The organism is Curtobacterium sp. B8, from assembly GCF_000333315.1.
GTDB classification, from domain to species: domain Bacteria; phylum Actinomycetota; class Actinomycetes; order Actinomycetales; family Microbacteriaceae; genus Curtobacterium; species Curtobacterium luteum.
The window spans coordinates 1-1,391 of record NZ_BACW01000642.1; the positions used below are offsets into that span (position 1 = coordinate 1).

1 protein-coding gene and 1 pseudogene are annotated in these 1,391 nt (G+C 70.3%); both read right to left on the reverse strand.

Going from position 1 to position 1,391, the window contains the following annotated elements:
• Nucleotides 1-721: pseudogene (locus I59_RS20345) on the reverse strand (aldehyde dehydrogenase family protein); the annotation flags it as partial.
• The coding region (locus I59_RS17215; RefSeq protein WP_022904929.1) for a hypothetical protein at nucleotides 718-1,391 on the reverse strand (674 nt) is incomplete at its 5' end. The pseudogene I59_RS20345 and the gene I59_RS17215, both read right to left, overlap by 4 nt.

A 1,391-nucleotide genomic window follows, 5' to 3' on the forward strand; every position in this document is an offset into this window, starting at 1 on the left:
TACACGTACTGTGCGATCGGGGTCGAGCCGACGAACGAGATCGACTCGACGTCGGGGCTCGTCAGCAGCCCGTCGACGCGGCCTTGTCGCCGTTCAGGACGGTGACCACGCCGTCGGGCAGACCGGCTTCGGTGAACTTCCGCGCCAGCCAGATCGCGGCGGACGGGTCCTTCTCGCTCGGCTTGAGCACCACGGTGTTGCCGGCGGCGATCGCGATCGGCAGGAACCACAGCGGCACCATCGCCGGGAAGTTGAACGGCGAGATGATGCCGACGACCCCGAGCGGCTGGCGGATCGAGTACACGTCGATGCCGGTCGAGACCTGGTCCGAGAACTCGCCCTTCATCAGGCTCGGGATGTTCGTCGCGAGCTCCACGACCTCTTGTCCGCGGGCGATCTCGCCGAGCGCGTCGTCGATGACCTTCCCGTGCTCGCTCGTGATGATCTCGGCCAGCTCGGCCTTGTCGCGGTTGAGGACCTCGCGGAAGGCGAAGAGGATCTGCTGCCGCTTCGCCAGGGAGAGGTTGCTCCACGCGGGGAACGCCGCCTTCGCACTCGCGATGGCCGCCTGGATCTCGGACTCGTCCGCGAGGGCGACCTGCTTCGTCGCGATGCCGAGCGCCGGGTCGTAGACCGGTGCCGTCCGCCCCGACGTCGACGCCACGTGCGCCCCGTCGATCCAGTGGCCGACGGTCGTGGTGGTCTGGTCCGTGGTGGTCATGCGTTGCTTCCTTCCGGGATGGACGAGTCCATGGTGGTGGACGGGGCAGGCGAGTCGGCGGGACCGCGAGCCGGTGTGGAGAACGCGCCCCGCGCCTCCCGGCTGTGGACGAGCGAGGACGCGACGTCGACGGCGGCGGCGACGTCGCCGTCCGGCGGGTAGAGGAGGGTCCGTCCGACGACGAGCCCGCGGACGCCGGGCAGTGCGAGCGCGTCCGCCCACCTGGCGTAGGTCTCGACCGGGCGCGTGGACGGATCGCCGCCGAGCAGCAGCGTCGGCAGCGTGGTGGCGGCCATGACGCGTTCCATGTCGTCGACGACGGGGATCTTGAGCCAGCTGTAGGCGCTCGACTCCCCGAGGCCGGCCGCGATCGCCATCGACGTGATGACCGCGTCGGCCGTGAGGTCGTTCACGACCTTCCCGTCGCGCCAGGACGACATGAACGGCTCGAGCATGATCGGCAGCCGCAGCGCCGCGGCCTCGCTGACGGCACGCGCCGTCGCCTCGAGGGTCGGGGCGGTCGCGGCGTCCTGGAGCGCGACGCGGACGAGGAGCTTGGCGAAGTCGAGACCGGCGTCCTTGATGGCGCGTGCCGAGTACGCCGTGTACCGGTCGTCCATCTCGAACGTCGCCTCGCGGAGTCCGCCGCGGTTCATCGAGCCGACCACGA